At 51.9% G+C, this 16513-nt stretch carries 19 protein-coding genes and 4 tRNA genes; 6 read left to right on the forward strand and 17 right to left on the reverse strand.

Annotated elements, in window-relative coordinates:
- Positions 1-8: 8 nt before the first annotated feature.
- Positions 9-1679 carry a phosphoethanolamine transferase gene (locus GM557_RS08160; RefSeq protein WP_155573863.1) on the forward strand — a complete coding sequence of 557 codons (1671 nt, stop codon included), beginning with the start codon at positions 9-11 and terminating at the stop codon, positions 1677-1679.
- Between the two features lie 15 nt (positions 1680-1694).
- Here the strand turns inward: GM557_RS08160 and GM557_RS08165 are convergent.
- The 5 genes from GM557_RS08165 to GM557_RS08185 form a co-directional block, all read right to left on the reverse strand.
- Positions 1695-1779: transfer RNA gene (locus tag GM557_RS08165), tRNA-Leu, on the reverse strand.
- Positions 1780-1872: 93 nt separating this feature from the next.
- Positions 1873-2778: an N-acetyl-gamma-glutamyl-phosphate reductase gene (gene argC / locus GM557_RS08170; RefSeq protein WP_155573864.1), complete on the reverse strand. Its 906-nt coding sequence runs from the start codon at positions 2776-2778 to the stop codon at positions 1873-1875.
- Between the two features lie 20 nt (positions 2779-2798).
- On the reverse strand, positions 2799-3308 hold the full coding sequence (locus GM557_RS08175; protein WP_266137920.1) for a GNAT family N-acetyltransferase: 510 nt from the start codon (positions 3306-3308) through the stop codon (positions 2799-2801).
- Between the two features lie 21 nt (positions 3309-3329).
- Positions 3330-5009 (reverse strand): energy-dependent translational throttle protein EttA, encoded by a 1680-nt coding sequence (gene ettA, locus GM557_RS08180; RefSeq protein WP_099027417.1) that lies wholly within the window; start codon positions 5007-5009, stop codon positions 3330-3332.
- 116 nt (positions 5010-5125) lie between these two features.
- A tRNA-Ile gene (locus GM557_RS08185) sits at positions 5126-5199 on the reverse strand.
- Positions 5200-5378: 179 nt separating this feature from the next.
- On the opposite strand from GM557_RS08185, the gene ppa reads away from it, so the two are divergent.
- Positions 5379-5903, forward strand: coding sequence for an inorganic diphosphatase (gene ppa, locus GM557_RS08190; protein ID WP_099027418.1), 525 nt, complete (start codon positions 5379-5381; stop codon positions 5901-5903).
- Between the two features lie 134 nt (positions 5904-6037).
- Here ppa and GM557_RS08195 read toward each other — a convergent pair.
- Positions 6038-6112 (reverse strand) — tRNA-Gly (locus tag GM557_RS08195).
- A gap of 37 nt (positions 6113-6149) precedes the next feature.
- A tRNA-Gly gene (locus tag GM557_RS08200) sits at positions 6150-6224 on the reverse strand.
- A 174-nt stretch (positions 6225-6398) separates the two neighbouring features.
- Between GM557_RS08200 and GM557_RS08205 the strand changes: the two genes are divergently transcribed.
- The 3 genes from GM557_RS08205 to GM557_RS08215 are packed head-to-tail and all read left to right on the forward strand — an operon-like array spanning position 6399 to position 8266.
- A complete protein-coding gene (locus GM557_RS08205; protein ID WP_155573865.1) occupies positions 6399-7319 on the forward strand; it encodes a tetratricopeptide repeat protein in 921 nt (306 codons plus the stop codon).
- Between the two features lie 50 nt (positions 7320-7369).
- Complete coding sequence (locus GM557_RS08210; protein ID WP_266137918.1) at positions 7370-8050, forward strand: LON peptidase substrate-binding domain-containing protein; 681 nt, start codon at positions 7370-7372, stop codon at positions 8048-8050.
- A 30-nt stretch (positions 8051-8080) separates the two neighbouring features.
- Positions 8081-8266: a Trm112 family protein gene (locus tag GM557_RS08215; RefSeq protein ID WP_155573866.1), complete on the forward strand. Its 186-nt coding sequence runs from the start codon at positions 8081-8083 to the stop codon at positions 8264-8266.
- Positions 8267-8288: 22 nt separating this feature from the next.
- Here GM557_RS08215 and GM557_RS08220 read toward each other — a convergent pair whose 3' ends face one another.
- Positions 8289-8678, reverse strand: coding sequence for a hypothetical protein (locus GM557_RS08220; protein ID WP_155573867.1), 390 nt, complete (start codon positions 8676-8678; stop codon positions 8289-8291).
- A 60-nt stretch (positions 8679-8738) separates the two neighbouring features.
- Here GM557_RS08220 and GM557_RS08225 point away from each other — a divergent pair, with 60 nt between their 5' ends.
- A complete protein-coding gene (locus tag GM557_RS08225) occupies positions 8739-9398 on the forward strand; it encodes a tyrosine-protein phosphatase (RefSeq protein WP_155573868.1) in 660 nt (219 codons plus the stop codon).
- A gap of 25 nt (positions 9399-9423) precedes the next feature.
- On the opposite strand, the gene GM557_RS08230 is transcribed toward GM557_RS08225, so the two are convergent.
- The 9 genes from GM557_RS08230 to GM557_RS08270 all read right to left on the reverse strand — a co-directional run bounded on the left by GM557_RS08230 (position 9424) and on the right by GM557_RS08270 (position 16378).
- Positions 9424-9879 carry a helix-turn-helix domain-containing protein gene (locus tag GM557_RS08230; protein ID WP_155573869.1) on the reverse strand — a complete coding sequence of 152 codons (456 nt, stop codon included), beginning with the start codon at positions 9877-9879 and terminating at the stop codon, positions 9424-9426.
- 80 nt (positions 9880-9959) lie between these two features.
- Positions 9960-11453: an apolipoprotein N-acyltransferase gene (lnt, locus tag GM557_RS08235; protein WP_230873327.1), complete on the reverse strand. Its 1494-nt coding sequence runs from the start codon at positions 11451-11453 to the stop codon at positions 9960-9962.
- A 91-nt stretch (positions 11454-11544) separates the two neighbouring features.
- Positions 11545-12414, reverse strand: coding sequence for a GNAT family N-acetyltransferase (locus tag GM557_RS08240; RefSeq protein WP_230880653.1), 870 nt, complete (start codon positions 12412-12414; stop codon positions 11545-11547).
- A gap of 82 nt (positions 12415-12496) precedes the next feature.
- A complete protein-coding gene (locus GM557_RS08245) occupies positions 12497-13006 on the reverse strand; it encodes a Fur family transcriptional regulator (protein WP_155573872.1) in 510 nt (169 codons plus the stop codon).
- 110 nt (positions 13007-13116) lie between these two features.
- On the reverse strand, positions 13117-13536 hold the full coding sequence (locus GM557_RS08250) for a MucR family transcriptional regulator (protein ID WP_155573873.1): 420 nt from the start codon (positions 13534-13536) through the stop codon (positions 13117-13119).
- Positions 13537-13971: 435 nt separating this feature from the next.
- Positions 13972-14469 (reverse strand): ribosomal protein S18-alanine N-acetyltransferase, encoded by a 498-nt coding sequence (gene rimI, locus GM557_RS08255; RefSeq protein WP_155573874.1) that lies wholly within the window; start codon positions 14467-14469, stop codon positions 13972-13974.
- 20 nt (positions 14470-14489) lie between these two features.
- Positions 14490-15173 (reverse strand): tRNA (adenosine(37)-N6)-threonylcarbamoyltransferase complex dimerization subunit type 1 TsaB, encoded by a 684-nt coding sequence (tsaB, locus tag GM557_RS08260; protein WP_230880659.1) that lies wholly within the window; start codon positions 15171-15173, stop codon positions 14490-14492.
- Complete coding sequence (locus GM557_RS08265; RefSeq protein WP_155573875.1) at positions 15170-15808, reverse strand: malonic semialdehyde reductase; 639 nt, start codon at positions 15806-15808, stop codon at positions 15170-15172. Before GM557_RS08265 ends, tsaB begins: the two co-directional genes overlap by 4 nt.
- Before the next feature lie 6 nt (positions 15809-15814).
- The gene (locus tag GM557_RS08270) at positions 15815-16378 is read right to left on the reverse strand and encodes a NifU family protein (protein WP_155573919.1); all 564 of its coding nucleotides are present in this window, start codon (positions 16376-16378) and stop codon (positions 15815-15817) included.
- Positions 16379-16513: the final 135 nt, after the last annotated feature.

Genomic DNA, 16513 nt, shown 5'->3' on the forward strand with positions numbered 1-16513 from the left:
TACACATCATGATAAAACAGCCGCGCCGCCACACAAAGCGTCTCATAACCTTAGCTTGGTTAGGGCTTTACCTCCTCCTTAGCCTCTTTATCGCAAATAATTGTGAGCTAGCACAACATAGATTGGCTTTCTGCCTTGCGAGCCTCTTTGTACCGCTATGCGTTTTATCCTGCGGGCGTTTTTTAGCATGTTGCCTCAGTGTACCATTAGCAAGCCTTATAATCGCCAATCTTTATATCATCATCCATTATCACAAAATAACCTACGATATGTGTATGGCCATCGCCGGGACGGATGGAGCCGATGCGGCCACTATGCTGCGGACAATCCCTATCACGCCCTTTTTACTCGCCGGTTTGCTCCTAGGCGGTGCGCTATACACCACAGCACGAGCTGCGCGTTTTCGCCCTCTCCATGCTTTAATCGGCTTTATAGGCTGTGCGCTTACCTTCACCATTGCCTTACATCGCCCTCTTAATCGCGATGTTGCCGGACATTATAATGTCGCTATTACCTATGATGATCTGCATCATCGTTACGTCAACAACCCGTATTTTGCAAAAAACCTCGCTTTTTACATCAATCTTCCCGGTTTTATTGGTAATTCCCTCGCCATTTTCGCACTTAAACAAGGCTATCAGCAAACAAAATCATACCGCCATAGCCTCACCTTTGCCCCGCATGAGCACATAAACTCCGCAATTCTGCCGGGGCGTGTTGTAGGAGAGAAAAACATCATCCTCATCATCGGGGAATCAGACGCAGCACGCCATCACGGCCTTTATGGCTATACAGAGCAGGACACGACCCCACACCTCCGCACCCTCGCCGCACAAGGCGCACTATGCGCCATGAGCAACGCCCATTCTGCTGCCAGCATGACGCATAACGCTGTGCCGATGATGATCTCCTTCCTCACCCCGCAAGACCGCCGCGCTATCCTGACTGAGAAAAACCTCATCGAACTCGCTCGCGCCCATGGCTATAAAACCTTATGGGTAGGAAGCCATGAGGGGACATCCCTCTATAATAGTCCGATTGGCTATCTCTCCGGCTTTAGTGAACAGGTCGTTCGGCCCGATTACAGCACCCTCCCCCTCACCGTGCGTGAACATGACGATGAGAGCCTCCTCCCTGCTCTCCAACATCAATTAGAAATTTATCGGCAGGAGCCGGCGGGGCATTTTATTATTATCCATCTCATTGGTAGTCACGTTTCATACCGGGAGAAAACAACCCCAGAGGACCGGCACGCCCTACCCCGTGCTGGGAGCTATGACCAAGCCATCCATCATGTGGACCATCTCATCGCAACGATTCTTCAGATGGTGGAGCAGACATTACCCCATAGCACGCTCCTCTACAGCGCAGATCATGGGGAAATCCTCACCTCACCTGATAATGGCATGCATGGGGTTTATGATGGCGGGCAAGAGCAATATCGTATCCCTATCTATTTCGCAGGCCTACATCATGCCTCTTATTGCCAGCAAGCCGAGGCACTCCGCCAAACTGATGGGACATTCTCCCAACTTATGGAGAAATACATCCTTTTAACGATGATGGGGTATCAACTCGCCCCAGAGGCTCTACACGCAGCCCGGCAACAAGACCTCATCTTACATTCTGATGGGGAGACTTACGATTATAACCGGCTTCCCGGCCCCAAAGCCCCGTAACGGCTTGGGAAATGATGGTGCGAAAGAGGGGACTCGAACCCCTATGCCTTGCGGCGGTCGATTTTGAGCCGACTGCGTCTACCAGTTCCGCCACTCTCGCCCATATTATCCTGCGTTCATCCGCAGGTGATGACCCGCTTATAAAAGATTCCGCCACAAAGGACCAGAGGTGAAGAGAAAAAATCTTAGCGGGTCACTCTTTCCCGCTCATCAACAAGATATTACGCATCGCTGCACCTGATGCCCCCTTGCCTAAATTATCTAGCCGCGCTGTCAACAATGCCTGCCCGCTATGCCCGCTCACCCGCAGCTCCATATCATCACGGCCAGCAAGAGCATCAGCGGCTAATTTTGGCTCAGACTCTACAACGCGGATTGTTTGGGCATCCTTATAAAAAGCCTGCAAAGCCGCTGTAACATCCTCAATCATCGGGACACCGGGGAGAGAAACAAGATGCAAAGGAATGGACACTATCATCCCTTGAGGGAAATGCCCCACTGACGGCACAAAAAGCGGATTGCGCGTCAACCCGCTATAATGCGTCATCTCCGGTAAATGTTTATGTTGTAGATTTAGGCCATATAAAAAGAAAGGCGGGCCACCTTCCGCCTCTTGCTGCTCAATCAACGCCTTACCACCGCCGCTATACCCTGAAACAGCATTGATGGAGATATGAGCATCCATCGGAATAATCCCCGCCTGCACAAGCGGGCGTAATAACGCGATCGCCCCCGTAGCATAACAGCCGGGGTTACTCACAAACCGCGCTTTACGGATACGCTCTGGTTGAGTCGAATCCAGCTCTGGCAAGCCATACACCCAATCCGGATCCACACGATGAGCCGTACTCGCATCCAAAAAGCGCGTCTTGGTCCCGTGCCCTAAGGCCACAGCCTCACGCGCGGCATCATCAGGCAAACACAGCACGGTAATATCGGCCTGCGCCATAAGCTCTTGGCGGGCTTGAGGGTCCTTCCGGCGAGCGGGGTCAATGCTTAATAAAGTCAGAGCATAACGTTCCGCTACGGCCTCAATACGGCGGCGAATCCCAAGCCCTGTTGTTCCAGCCTCGCCATCAATAAATATGCGCGTTGTCATCCGGGCTGCTCCCTCTGGCCTTACCAATAGAACGGCGTCTGTCTTCTTTCATACACTAGCATGATGTGCCCGTCCCGCTCGAACTGGTCAAGAAGGCTCATGCCAATACTGCCCAAAACAAGACGTGAAGCGCGATTATCTTCCCGCGCAACCGCCACAACACGCTCTATCCCCGTATCCAACACAAAATTGAGAGCAACAGCTGCGGCCTCCCGTGCGATTCCCCGCCCTGATGCCCATGGGAACAACGCAAAGCGCAGGCCCAGCCCGCGCCCATCGGGCCGCTCATGCACGCCCGTCATCCCGACAAAGCGATTCTGCTCGATGATGGAGAAAATACCAACGCCACGCTCGGCCCAAAAGGCGACATCCTCAGCCATCTCAGCCTCAGCTTGGGCGCGACTCCGCACCCCGCCCAGCATAGAGCCAAAGGCCGCACCATCAGCCTTTAAGCGGGCCATATCCTCCATATCCGGCCAATTTACAGGCCGGAGGAGGAGGCGCGCCGTCCGCAGCTCACTGCCTGCCACAATGCGCCGCCTTATAACGCATTAGCGCGCGATGGGACGATAACGAATCCGGCTCGGCTCCGTTGAATCCGGGCCTAAGCGGCGGCGTTTATCTTCCTCATATTGCTGGAAGTTACCCTCAAACCATTCCACATGGCTATCGCCCTCAAAAGCGAGGATATGCGTGGCCAGACGGTCCAAAAACCAACGGTCATGGCTGATGACCACAGCACAACCAGCAAAGGATTCCAACGCCTCTTCCAAAGCGCGAAGGGTATCAACATCTAGATCGTTTGTTGGCTCATCCAGCAGGAGGACGTTGTTATCCTCTTTAAGCATCTTTGCCAGATGCACGCGGTTACGCTCACCACCAGAGAGGACGCCAAGACGCTTTTGCTGGTCTGGCCCCTTAAAGTTAAACGCCCCAACATAAGCACGGGAAGGTACAGCCCGCTTGCCAAGATGGATAACATCCGTCCCGCCGGAGATTTCCTCCCACACAGTTTTGCTATCATCAAGGTCGTTACGGGACTGGTCAACATACCCCAACTTGACGGTATCACCGATTTTCAGCGAGCCAGAATCAGGCTGCTCTTGGCCGGTAATCATCTTAAAGAGGGTCGATTTCCCCGCCCCATTAGGCCCAATCACCCCAACAATGCCCCCCGGGGGCAGCTTAAAGTTAAGGTTATCAATCAACTGCCGGTCACCAAAGCCTTTGCAGAGATTCTCAGCCTCAATAACCGTCTGGCCCAGACGAGGGCCGGGTGTGATGACAATCTCCGCCGTGCTGCCAGCGGCATCCTGCCCTGCGGCCAGCATCTCCTCATAGCGCGTAATACGGGCTTTGCTCTTGGCCTGACGGGCTTTAGGCGAGCTGGAAATCCATTGTTGCTCGGCAGCGAGGGCACGCTGGCGGGCACTTTCTTCTTTCTCTTCCTGCGCGAGGCGTTTGCGTTTTTGCTCCAACCATGAGGAATAATTACCCTCGAATGGATAACCACGCCCGCGCTCAATCTCCAAAATCCAGTTCGTGACATTGTCAAGGAAGTAACGGTCATGGGTGATGACCATCACCGTACCTTTATACTCGCGCAATGTCTTTTCCAGCCACGCAACACTCTCGGCATCTAAATGGTTGGTCGGCTCGTCCAGCAGGAGAATATCGGGTTTCTCCAACAACAAACGGCATAGAGCCACGCGGCGTTTCTCACCGCCGGAGAGCTTATCAACAGGGCTATCGGCTGGGGGGCAACGCAGCGCATCAAGAGCAATCTCTAAATGACGGTCCAGCTCCCAGCCATCTTCTGCATCAATCTTCTCTTGAAGTTCGGCCTGTTCTGCCAAAAGAGCCGTCATCTCATCATCAGACATCGGCTCAGCAAACTTCATGGAAATCTCATTGAACCGCTCAACAGCCTTCTTCAACTCACCAAAGCCTTGTGCAGCGTTCTCACCAACGGTCAAGTTCGGGTCGAGCTGCGGCTCTTGCTCCAAATAGCCGATGCGCACACCTTCAGCCGCCCAAGCCTCACCGCCGAACTCTTTCTCAATCCCTGCCATCACTTTAAGCAGGGTGGACTTACCCGCACCATTCACACCGAGGACACCAATCTTCACCCCCGGCAGGAAGGAGAGCGTAATCCCCTTAAATACCTCGCGGCCGCCCGGATAGGACTTTGTGACGTCCTTCATGACATAAACATACTGATAGGCGGCCATGGTAGCGGTCTCCCTCTTAAACGCGCGACAAGAATACAGAAAGCGGGGCCCTGCCCCCTGTTACCTTGGGGCGTTCTCCCAAAAATACAAATACGCCCCCTTATGGAAGCATCATCTGCGCCCGGCAGGACTCGAACCCGCAACCTAGCCGTTATGAGCGGCCAGCTCTAACCAATTGAGCTACAGGCGCATAGACATTCCGTCATGTCGCCCAGACGCACTTTTTTTGCAACCCCTTCCGTATGAAAAACGTTCTTTCTTCCCTCTCCCACCCCCTCATAATGGCTCTGTAATACACATATACAAAGCCGAATGTATCCTTTATTGATAGGTTCATCCGCCTACATAATCAGATCAATGGAGCTTGGCATGGACGTTAGCAAAATTTCCCCCGGTAAAGATGTCCCTAATGACATCAATGTCGTTATTGAGATTCCTCAAGGCTCTCAAGTAAAGTACGAAGTTGATAAAGAGAGCGGGGCTGTTTTTGTGGATCGCTTCCTCTTTACCCCCATGGCTTATCCTGCCGCTTATGGCTTCATCCCCAATACACTCGCCGCTGATGGCGACCCGGTGGATGCCCTTGTTCTCACCCCGGCTGATGTCCTCCCCGGTAGTGTTATCCGTGCCCGGCCTATTGGCGTGCTGAAGATGGAAGATGAAAGCGGGCAAGATGAGAAGCTCATCTGTGTGCCGCATGATAAAATCCATCCGCAATTCAGCACCGTGCAGTCTTTGGACCAACTGCCAGAGATTACCCTTAAAGCCATCGCCCATTTCTTTGAGCGTTATAAGGACTTAGAGCCTAATAAATGGGTAAAAGTCGCTGGATGGGGCGATAAAGCAGAAGCCGGCAAGGTGATTGAAGCAGCCCTCGCCGCAGCGAAGAAGTAAGTTCTAAGCACATTCTTCTTATAAAAGCGGGCTGTCTCTAAAAGGGGCGGCCCGTTTTTTATAAAGGCGTGCTACGCGCAGCATAGCCATAAAAAAACCACCTTGCCCTTAGCAACGTGGTTCTTCTACCGGTCTGGAGCGGGCGAAGGGATTCGAACCCTCGACCCCAACCTTGGCAAGGTTGTGCTCTACCCCTGAGCTACGCCCGCATCAGATTCTCTACCAACAACCCAAACTTTTATCATTTGGAGCGGGCGAAGGGATTCGAACCCTCGACCCCAACCTTGGCAAGGTTGTGCTCTACCCCTGAGCTACGCCCGCATCGCTGGTGGGAGGCTTATGCCCCAAAGCTATCCCTGATGCAATCCCTTATGAAGATTTTATTTTCTAAAATCAAACGGCCATCCCCTTACAACATGGCTCCCCTGCCTGTGCAAAAAGGGAGAACCATCCTAATATTAAAGGAGATTTTTCAGGCCATAAAGTTCCACCATCATGACAGATTCTCTCTTTTCTCCTCACACGCCCGCTCATGCTGTGGATGTTGACCAAAGTAATTTTATGCAAAAGGTCGTGGAGGCCAGCACGACCACACCCGTTATTGTGGAGTTCTTCTCCCCAACATCATCTAGCGCGCAGCACGTCTCGCCCCAGCTCACAAAAGCAATTCAGGCTATGGAGGGGCGCATTACGTTAGCGCGAGTCAATGTTACAACCAACCGCACGCTTATTACCCAGCTTGCCCAAATGGGCTTACCGTTACAAACGGTGCCTCTCCTTGTTGCCTTCTGGCAAGGGCAAGTACGCGACATCCTCCCTGGTAAAGCTTCGGAGTCGCAACTCAAAACATGTCTTGAGGCACTCCTTAAAGAAAGCGGACAAAGCTTACCGGCCTCCGCCCTTTTGGACGCAGCGAAAACAGCCCTCCACTCTGGAGAATGGGCCGAAGCGACCAACCATTATGCGAGCCTCCTCGAAATAGAGCCAGACTCCCCAGAGGGCTGGGCCGGGCTTATCCGCTGTATGATTGGCTTAAATGATCCAGAAGGTGCGGAAGAAGCTGCAAGCCAAGTCCCTGAGCATTTACTGACCGCCCCGCTCATTACTGAGGCTAAAGCGGCCCTCCAAACCTATCTGGAAGGGCAAAAGGCCGCCGGTAAACTCTCCCATCTACGCCAAGCTGTTGCCCAATCCCCCGAAGATACGGCACTGCTAACAGAGCTTGCTACCGCCCTCAATGGTGCAGGACAGCGCGATGATGCAGCCCAGCTTTTGCTGGATATAATCGCACGAGATAAAGACGGGGCTGGGCAGGACGCAAAAGCGCAATTACTCAAACTCTTTGAGAGCTGGGGTATGACTGACCCTGCTACGCTCGCTGCACGGCGTAAGCTCTCCTCGCTCCTTTTCTCATAACATTCTTAACATGCTGAGCTAACGTTATATTCACAAGGGGGACTGTGCGCGTGCTAAGACAACCACCACCGGAAAATACGCAAACAACTCTCAGTAAGCCGCGCCATGTCCCTGCCTTGCAGGACATCACCCTAGCAGACTTGCCCCCACGCGTTGGCCTGCTCCCTCTCGCCGAGACGATTCTACTGCCCCAAGGGCAGCTTCCACTCACCGTTTTTGAGCCGCGCTATCTCGCTCTTTTAGAAGCCTCTTTGGCTCATCATCGTATGATTGGCATCATCCAGCCTCATATGAAGGCACGTTTTGGTGATGAAGCCCCCTTGCTGGAGACCATCGGTACATTAGGGCGTATTACCTCCTTTATGGAGCAAGAGAGCGGGCAGTTCTTCATTACCCTCACTGGGGTCTGTCGCTTCCGCCTCTTGCAAGACCAAACGACAGAGAGCGGCTGGCGAGAAGGACGCATCAATGCCATGCCCTTCTCTCATGACCTACTAGAACCCCCTAACTACACGCTGGACCGCAACGCGTTCTCCAAAGCTTTAAAGGGCTATAGCCAACGCCATGAGCTATCCATCAAATGGGATAATCTAAAGACCCTCAATAACAGCACACTTGTGACTATGCTCTCGATGTTGCTGCCTTTCTCCTCACTCACAAAACAAGCCTTGCTAGAATGTAAGAATCCATGCGACCGTGCCCACAAGCTCCTAGAGGAACTCGCACATTAGGCATCCCGCCTGCATAATAGGATTTGGCTTATGACCTCTGCCCCACCATCCCCCGCCCTGATTGCGCGCCTTGTCTGCCCCGTGACAAAAGGGCCTGTCCATTATGATGCAACGCGTAATTGCATCATCAGCCCCCAAGCACAACTCGCCTTCCCTGTGCGTGATGGCATCCCCGTCATGCTGCCAGAGCAAGCAACCCCGCTTGAGGCTGACTAAACACGACTCGTAACCGTCATCTTTAAGGCTTCTGCCGAGCTTCTGGCGCACCATACATAACATCTGTCCGTGTCTCTGGCGGTGCCATTGGAACACCAGGCGCTCCCCCTGCCGCACTCCGCGGCGCACGGCCTGAGATTTCATCAGGTGTGGGTTGGATGGTCTGAACCACAGGCACCATCCCGCCCCAATAAACAGGTGGTGGGTGATGCACTTCACGAAATGGCTTCTTCGGGTAAGCTTCTGTCATATCCGCTTTGGGTAAATGACGATGGCTCTGCCCTTCATCATCCTCTCTTGCGCAACCACTAAGTACGAGGGCGCAGGCCAAAAAACATGGCCAGACTCCATAACGTACAGCCCAGCCGGGGGCAAAAATACGCATACAGGAAGGGCGAAAAAACCTCGTCATCTCCACCTTATAGCATGTCTATATGATTGACGAAGACCCATGAGCATGAAAAGAAAAAGCATGTTTGACGGCACTCTTTCTTCCCCGCGGCAAAGGCTCCATGCTTGGTTAGATGGTCTTTTTAAAGACCATGCTCTTTTCCGCCTTGTATGGACCAATCTAGCCCCTGTCATACCGGGGCGTGTCTGGCGGAGTAACCATCCCACACCATCACGCCTGAGACGCTGGCGCAAAACGCTTGGCTTAAAGACGGTCTTCAACCTACGCGGGCATCGCCGTTGCGGGGCAGATGCGTTAGGACGGGAGATGTGCCAGCATATTGGCTTGCCTTATCTTGATATGGCCTTTGAGAGCCGCAACGCCCCCCATAAGGACCGTATCTTACGCTTCCATAGCTTATATAAGCAGGCACAATTCCCCCTGCTTTTACATTGTAAATCCGGAGCGGATAGAACGGGCCTTGCTAGCGGCCTTATCATTCTTTTTGAAGGAGGAACGGCAGAAGACGCTCTCAAACAACTCCATTGGCGTTTTCTCCACTTTCGCCATTCCCGCACGGGTGTGTTAGATGCATTTTTTCTACTGTATCAAAAAACAGCCGAAGGCCGCCTAAGCTTCCTCGATTGGCTTCATTATGAATATAACGAAGATGCGTTGCGTACTGCCTATCGCGCTGGCACGTTTAGCCATCTTCTTGCCACATCAATTAAGAAATCATAACAGGACTCTTTAAATCAATATGGTTTTATGGGCGAACAGCCATTTCCCTTATGAAATTAAGGATTTGCTGACGATTTCGCTCCTCCTTGATGCTATAATAAACCCTAGCGAGTTCTAAGGTTTCAGGCATCATGAGTAGTTCAATCCCTGCTATTTCTTTTTCTGCCATAGACGCCTCTACTTTCTCTGCAGTTCGCCCTTTATGGAAAGGTGTCTGCTCCTCATGCACGCCAACATTAGCAGCCGTTGTAAAGCCATCCAGCTCATCAAAAAAGAACCCAACCGGCACGCCTAAGATTTTCGCTATCTCATACAGGCGGCCTGCACCGATGCGATTCGTCCCGCGCTCATATTTTTGTATCTGCTGAAAGGTAATACCTAATGCCTTGGCCAGCCTCTCTTGCGAATATTTTCGCAAGCCCCGCAACAAGCGGATACGCTTACCAACATGTGAATCAACAGATGAAGCTATATCAGCCATCACTCAACAACCCCGCTCCCCACAGATTAACCAACTCCCCTCCACGAAGTCGTTAGTAATTAGTTAATCCGAAAGCTACGTCAACGCGTCTTGACTAACGATTCGTTAATATGAACATGTTTTTGCTTCCTCCCGTATCCTCCCCACACAGCCATTAAAACTGACAAAATAGCTAACGTAAAAGGGCCCCAACGCCCAATATATGTAAAAACTGTCCATGCCTCTGCATCAGGTAAAACACGAATCAAAGTCTGCTCTTTACCCCATTTTGTATGGCCTACATCCCGCCCTTCTGCATCATAAATAGCAGACACACCCCGGTTATTAGCAAAAACTACGGGTAAACCCTCCTCCACAGCACGCATCCTGCCTGTTGCCAGATGTTGCCGTGGCCCGGCACTATTGCCATACCAAGCATCATTAGAAATTGTCAGTAACCACTCTGGCCGCTGACCAGACGCTACCACACTGCCAGAGAATATAATCTCATAACAGACCATAGGACCTACACGCCCTATCTGCGGCAAGTCCCACCGTGTTAAGCCCAGCCCCGGCACCACAACGGCCGGTAAAAGATGGAATGGTAGTATCCATGGTTCATATTCCCCAAAGGGGACAAGGCGGCTTTTGTCATAAATCGCCTCAATATGGCCATCTGCTGCAAGAGCGATCAAACTATTATACCAGCGACCCTTCCCCGCACGCCGGTCAGACCCCAACAGAACAGGGGCCCCTGCCGCAGCTGTTGCAATGGTTTGGCGTGCCCATTCATCCTCATCCAACAAACCGGGAAAAGCCGATTCGGGCCATATCACAACGGGGAGATGGCCCGGCAAATGCGCCCGTGCATCGGCCACGGCACGGGCTGTTAGCTGTAGATAAGACTCAAATTGCTCCGATGCGCCATCACGTTCCAGAACATCATCCTCAGGCACATTACCTTGCACAATGGCAATGGCTGGTTTGCCCCCTCCAGAATGATGAGCATGATGCTCAACACGCCACGCACCCCAGCCGCACCATAAAATAGTACAGACACATACACCCAAAGCAGCCCGCCGCCCCTGCCATAGAGCCAGCGATGCCAACACGACCATAAAAGTCAGCCCATCTACCCCTATAAGGGAGGCTGGTTGAATCAACACATCCCCCACATAACCGGGAAGCTCCAGCACGCTGCCAAGGGGATTCCATGGGAAGCCAGAAAAGTAAAAAACACGCGCCATATCGGCCAATGTCCAACTCCCGGCGAATAATAACAGGCGCGGCCATCCCTCTGGTACCAACCTGCATAAAAGAGCAGGGACTATAAATAAGGGGGCAATAAGCAAAGCCACACCGGGGGCTGCGAACGGCACAGCCCACCAAAACTCCTCAACACGCGTTAAGATAGCGTTCGTCAGCCAATATAAACCTGCTGTGTAAAACCCCATCCCGAACAAAAAAGCCCATAACGCCGCTTGCCGTTTAGTGGGGGCCAGACCGACCGCCTGATACAAAACCCCCAAAGCAAGAGGAAGAGCCGGGATAAAGCAAAGCGGCGGCAAAGATAACGCTGCTATACATCCCGCCATGATAAGATATAGGGCACCGCGCCACCCTCCCTTTTGCGGTAGGGAACACAATGCCTTTATCCTCATGTGAAGTACCTTTTAAGTGATGTTTTCAATCCAGCGCATCGCGCAGACGACGCTCATAATGCCGGTAATATTTATCGGCCAGCAACTCGCTTTTTACCAAAATAGCGACATCTGTTGTGTTGAACTGCTCATCCACCACAGCACCATCACCAACATACCCCCCTAAGCGCAAATATCCTTTAATTAAGGGGGGTAATTTGCTTAGGCAGCGGCGGCGGTCGAGCATCGCAGGGTCTGCACGCCGCATATCCACATAACGCTCTGGCAAGGCTCGTACACGCAAAGCAGGTGGGGCTAGATGGTTATGATAAAGCCATGTCAGCTCCTCATCCATCTCCTCCAGCGAGGTACCATGTAAGCTGGCACAACCAAACAAAATATCAATGCGATGCAAGAAAATATAAGAAGCAATGCCACGCCATAAAAGCTGCATCGCCGCACGACCACGATACTCCTTCGCCACGCAAGAACGCCCCACCTCCAGCAAGCGGCCAGAGAAATTTGTTAAGCAAGAAATATCATATTCATCAGCTGTATAAAAATGATCTTGCGGACCAAGCATATCAGAGCGCAACAGCCGATAAGTCCCCACCACAACGGGCTTATCTTCCCCAGAGGCGTGATCAACTACCAACAAATGATCGGCTATCTCATCAAACTTATCGGCATCTAGCTGCGTCTTGAGAGCTTCCTCACTTGGATGCGCCCCCATTTCCCCAAAGAAAACCCGATATCGCAAAGCCTGAGCGGCGCGAATCTCCTCCTCATTAGCAGCAAGACGAACGCCTAAACTCCCACCTCGCAACTCTTGAAAACCACCGTCACGATTAAGGGCAAGACCCGCCAATGTATCCATTTGTTGCCGCGTCTTCTCGCTAGTAACCAAGTCACTCATATCCGAATCCACTTCAGGCGAGGAAGTTATCTCTTCCGCTCTCATATGCTCTAGCACGCTTTTCCTGGTCATATGAAATGACTCACTTCTCATGCCCAGATCGCGAAGCAACGGATGAGTTTTCACCGCCACTCGTGCGCCGCCCAAACAACTCAGCACGATGAGACATAAGATCAAAACCTAATTTAGCCGCAATCTTTGCGAGTAGTCCTACCAACTCATCATTTTCAAACTCAATAACATTACCGCTATCAATATCAATCAAATGATAGTGATGGCCATTCTCACTCGCTTCATATCGCGCGCGGCCACCACCAAAGTCTCGCCGCTCTAATATACCTTTTTCTTCGAGAAGGCGTACTGTTCGGTACACAGTCGCTACAGAGATTCGACTATCCAAAGCAGAGGCGCGGCGATAAAGCTCCTCTACATCCGGATGGTCTTCAGCCTCCGAGAGGACGCGCGCGATTACACGCCGCTGGCCTGTCATTTTTAAACCATGCTTAACGCATAGGCGCGCAATGGGGGAATCCCCCACATCGCCGCCGGACGCAGCACTCTCGCGTCCCATTTTTTTTGTGCTCATCACCATACAGATGATTTACCCGATTATGATGGGGTTTGTCCAACACACATCATAATCGGGACGGTGCCCCCCTTGAGCCTTAATCTATCAGTGAGCCATATAGAGCAATCGTGCCCTTATTGCTCAGTCTTATCCTCACGGCGGCGACCCAAACCAATGCGCCGTGCCAAAGATGAGCGATGATTCGCATAATTAGGGGCAACCATCGGGTATTCTGCTGGCAAGCCCCAACGCTCCCGATATTCTTGCGGGGTCATATTATAAGCAGTTTTAAGATGACGGCGCAGAAGCTTTAATTTTTTACCGTCTTCAAGGCAAATAATATAATCCGGGAAAACGGACTTCCGCGGTGGAACAGCCGGTACAGGCTTTTCCGGCTCTATATCAGCAGGGGCCCCCGCACTAGCCAACGCCCCATGAACGGAGCGAACAAGATCAGGCAAAGCCTCAGAGGCGACATCATGACTACTTACATAAGCGGTAATGATCTGTGCTGTAAGCTGGCGCAGATCCTGCATTTCTGTCTCAGATGACATAAATAGTTGACTCCTAAGAAATTCGCTTGGAACAATACCTGATTACCAGAAAAAGCACAACAATGAAAATCCCCTATGTTGTAATAGTGAAGCCTTATTGCTAACAGAGACCTGCTAACATGTTTATAAACTGTTCAAAATTACAGCTTTAACCTAACATCTTTTCAAGAAACACCATATCATAACATTCTATGGGGAATCTCTTTCACCTACTTCCCCCTTTTTATGGCTCTGTAACTTTTATTCAATAAACCTCTTTCGTCTTTTCCTATGAAAAGCAACACTCACAACATTCATTTTAAATGAAGAAAAAGCCAACTCACCGCGGCAACATATTGTTTTATAAAATAGAACGCGCCCAATCCTTGTGGACCGTATAGAGACGTAAAAAATTGTTAATTAATGTTTAAAACCAAACTTATCTTGCCCTAATCATCATACTGAATCCGTTAAGTACCGGAAAATACGAGCATCTTCACCATCTTGATAATAATGAGGCCTCACCGCTATCTGCTGGAAACCTTCTTGCTCATAAAGAGCGGCTGCGTGCTTATTACTCAAACGGACCTCTAAAAAGAGTGTCATCCCCTCTTGCCGCGCTTTATGCAAAAGGTGGCGTAACATGTATCGCCCTATGCCCCGTCTCCGCCATGCAGGATGAACACCGAGGCTTAATATCTCCCCTTCATCCAACACGGAACGACTGACGATGAAGCCAATCGGCAGAGCCTCCTTTAGTTCATTATTTACACTCTGGGAGGCAACTTTGCAGGCCAACCACACCTCTGCACCGGGCATTGTAAAAATCTGCTCAAACGCAGCTTGTGACCACGGCTCATGCTCCGCAAAAACCGCATGATGCAAGGCAGATAAAAGAGCCGTTGCCTCTACCCCCACTTGCATCATCACAATCATGGCATGCTCGTAAGACAATAATGCACCATCATCCCCTCTCAACGCGGAGCTAGGCGAAGGCCACCAGCAGGAGGCCGTGCTTCGGGCGGGTCGATATAAAGGGGCTCTAACGCATAAGGTTGCGGCGTTTGTAGGCCCTCAATCGCTGCTTGGAAAATGCCTTCCGCCGTGGGGGCGGCTAATGGCAACCGCTCACTCTCACGCCCTAACCGTGCCTCTCCCATCGCGCCTGTCAGATCCGGCAAAGCATCCTCCCCATACACGGCATCACCAGCAATGGCGGGCCATAAACCGGGGGATATCTCTTCCACCGGCAAGGCATAAACCGCATTACCGGGAGGGTCCACAAAAACACGTCCACGCCGTGCGAGGCAGAGAATCGTTGCATCCTTCCGTTGCAGACTCGCCCGCATGGCATCACCCAGACGAACCCCAACACCCTGACATGACCAGCCCCGTGCCAGCCCGGCGGCTAAAGAGAGAGAGGCGCGTAAACCAGTAAAAGACCCCGGCCCGATAATCGCTGCAAGCAAATCGGGCGGGTGAGACCAACCCGCTTGTGCTAGTAAAGCCTGCACTGTAGGAGCAAAACGCTCTGATGCGCCACGCCCTGCTAAGCTCTGCTGGGCGATAACCGTACCGCCCTCCAACAAAGCGATAAGATTACTCAAGCCCCGACCGGCCCCAGCCCCATTTAAAACCAAGCACCGCTCGGGCTTCATAACCACAAGCAGGCCTCATCCATCGGTAAGCGAGGAGCGCGAGGGGGAGGCTCCATAGCCTCATCGGGATAGCCCAAAGCGACTAGAAAATTCGCCCGCCATCCTTTTTTACGGAAGCATTGCTCCTCCACCATCATGGCATCAAAACCCGACATTGGCCGCACTGCCAGCCCTAAAGCCCGGGCAGCCATGATGAGATACGCCCCTTGCAACGTCCCATTGCGAAAAGCCGTCTCATCGCTCAACCCTACATCGGCGGCAAACCAATCACGCAGACCCGGCAATGGGTTGAGTGTTTTAAGCTGCTCGAAAAATAGAGGATCATACCCCACAACCACCAATACGGGGGCGGCCATGGCACGCTCTACATTGCCAAGGGACAAAGCGGGGCGAATCGCCCCGCGCGCTTCTTGGGTTTGTAGAAACGCAAAACGTGCGGGAGAACAATTACCAGAGGTTGGGCCGAGTTTGAGCAAATCATAAAGCTGGTGCAACACATCATCCCCCACAGCCTTAGTGGAGAACCCTTCCGCTGTGCGGCAATGGGTAAAAAGCTCCTCCGCAAGGAGGGGGCTTTTAGGCTGCTCGACCTGCTGTCCGTCAGGCGTTACGCCTGATGGGGGGGATGTTGTCATGAACGTTTACTCCTCTACAGCTTCAACCGCCGTCACCTCTGGCACATAATGGCGTAACATATTCTCTACCCCGTGACGCAATGTCGCACGGGAGGATGGGCAGCCAGAGCAAGCCCCCTGCATACTAAGATACACGACCCCTTCGCGATACCCACGAAAGACAATATCCCCCCCATCACTCGCTACGGCGGGACGCACCCGTGTATCTAACAACTCCTTCACTTGGGCAACAATCTCGGCATCTTCTGGGGCAATATCAGCCTCTGGAGCAGCAATCTCACCTGCAAGAGCAGGAACGCCGCTTTTAAAGAAATCTGTCAAGGTAATGAGAATACGAGGCCGTAGCGTGGCCCAATCTGCCGCATCAGCCTTTGTAACAGAGACGAAGTCACTCCCTAAAAAAACACGCTTAATCTCGCCCAAACCAAATAACGCATCAGCCAGAGCAGAACGCCCTGCTACAAGGCCTGCCTCTGCAAAATCAACCGAGGGACGCGCCCCCGTCACATCGCAACCGGGTAGAAACTTCAATGTTGCGGGATTAGGGGTATCTTCTGTCTCGATCATCATAAGGGTATCTTGTGTCATAAGGGCCTCTCTTATCAGATACTCAACAGGCTGAGCATCTTTTTTATATACGCTAATGCTTTAACAATGACCTTTATAGTCCTATTTTTCTAGACTATATATCCTGCTAGCAAAACA

The sequence above is a fragment of the Bombella sp. ESL0385 genome, assembly GCF_009725755.1.
Lineage (GTDB): Bacteria > Pseudomonadota > Alphaproteobacteria > Acetobacterales > Acetobacteraceae > Bombella > Bombella pollinis.

Bases quoted from the DNA above. Each gene is read 5' to 3' on its own strand.
- ppa (WP_099027418.1), top strand. From the start codon at position 5,379: ATGGACGTTAGCAAAATTTCCCCCGGTAAAGATGTCCCTAATGACATC.
- GM557_RS08245 (WP_155573872.1), bottom strand. From the start codon at position 13,006: ATGGTGATGAGCACAAAAAAAATGGGACGCGAGAGTGCTGCGTCCGGC.
- tsaB (WP_230880659.1), bottom strand. From the start codon at position 15,173: ATGAAGCCCGAGCGGTGCTTGGTTTTAAATGGGGCTGGGGCCGGTCGG.
- GM557_RS08270 (WP_155573919.1), bottom strand. From the start codon at position 16,378: ATGATGATCGAGACAGAAGATACCCCTAATCCCGCAACATTGAAGTTT.
- lnt (WP_230873327.1), bottom strand. From the start codon at position 11,453: ATGGCGGGATGTATAGCAGCGTTATCTTTGCCGCCGCTTTGCTTTATC.
- GM557_RS08205 (WP_155573865.1), top strand. From the start codon at position 6,399: ATGACAGATTCTCTCTTTTCTCCTCACACGCCCGCTCATGCTGTGGAT.
- argC (WP_155573864.1), bottom strand. From the start codon at position 2,778: ATGACAACGCGCATATTTATTGATGGCGAGGCTGGAACAACAGGGCTT.
- GM557_RS08265 (WP_155573875.1), bottom strand. From the start codon at position 15,808: ATGACAACATCCCCCCCATCAGGCGTAACGCCTGACGGACAGCAGGTC.
- GM557_RS08240 (WP_230880653.1), bottom strand. From the start codon at position 12,414: ATGAGTGACTTGGTTACTAGCGAGAAGACGCGGCAACAAATGGATACA.
- GM557_RS08215 (WP_155573866.1), top strand. From the start codon at position 8,081: ATGACCTCTGCCCCACCATCCCCCGCCCTGATTGCGCGCCTTGTCTGC.
- GM557_RS08250 (WP_155573873.1), bottom strand. From the start codon at position 13,536: ATGTCATCTGAGACAGAAATGCAGGATCTGCGCCAGCTTACAGCACAG.
- GM557_RS08225 (WP_155573868.1), top strand. From the start codon at position 8,739: ATGTTTGACGGCACTCTTTCTTCCCCGCGGCAAAGGCTCCATGCTTGG.
- ettA (WP_099027417.1), bottom strand. From the start codon at position 5,009: ATGGCCGCCTATCAGTATGTTTATGTCATGAAGGACGTCACAAAGTCC.
- GM557_RS08160 (WP_155573863.1), top strand. From the start codon at position 9: ATGATAAAACAGCCGCGCCGCCACACAAAGCGTCTCATAACCTTAGCT.
- GM557_RS08230 (WP_155573869.1), bottom strand. From the start codon at position 9,879: ATGGCTGATATAGCTTCATCTGTTGATTCACATGTTGGTAAGCGTATC.
- GM557_RS08220 (WP_155573867.1), bottom strand. From the start codon at position 8,678: ATGACGAGGTTTTTTCGCCCTTCCTGTATGCGTATTTTTGCCCCCGGC.